The sequence below is a fragment of the Sphingobacterium sp. IITKGP-BTPF85 genome (assembly GCF_001006065.1).
GTDB classification, from domain to species: Bacteria; Bacteroidota; Bacteroidia; order Sphingobacteriales; family Sphingobacteriaceae; genus Sphingobacterium; species Sphingobacterium anhuiense.
On record NZ_ASZT02000332.1, the window covers coordinates 1 to 611 of the forward strand.

Genomic DNA, 611 nt, shown 5'->3' on the forward strand with positions numbered 1-611 from the left:
AAGTTACTACAGATTCAAACCATAAATTTCCTGTTCCAGAAAATTTACTGGAACGCGATTTTAAGCCTGGAATATTGGGTGCTGTCTGGGTATCCGATATTACTTACATTAGAACCAGGCAAGGCTGGCTGTATTTAACAACGGTGATTGATCTAGGTGATAGAAAAATCATCGGCTGGGCATTAAGTACCACAATGAAAGCAAACGATACCGTACTTCCTGCTTTCAAAATGGCGCAATCAAGACGACCAGTCACTCAGCAGCTCATTTTTCATTCTGATCGTGGGGTCCAGTATGCTTGTAATGAATTTCGATGGCTACTGGAGAAAAATCCCTTGATCATCAGAAGCATGAGCCGAAAAGGTAATTGCTGGGACAACGCAGTAGCAGAGAGCTTCTTTAAAACACTTAAAGCCGAATGTGTCTATCAATACAAGTTCATTGACAAAGAGCACGCAGCACGCATTGTATTCGAGTATATTGAGACTTGGTACAATCGTAAAAGGCTACATTCTGCACTTGGATACGTGTCCCCAGAGGAATTCGGAAGAAATTTAAACAAACAAAATATTGCAGCTTAACCGAATGTCTACTTTATTGTTGCAATTCCA

1 protein-coding gene is annotated in these 611 nt (G+C 40.6%); it reads left to right on the top strand.

Translation table 11 applies throughout. The annotated features are described in order from the left end of the window. The coding region (locus tag L950_RS25500) for an IS3 family transposase (protein WP_021191353.1) at positions 1 to 581 on the top strand (581 nt) is incomplete at its 5' end. Between the last annotated feature and the right edge of the window lie 30 nt (positions 582 to 611).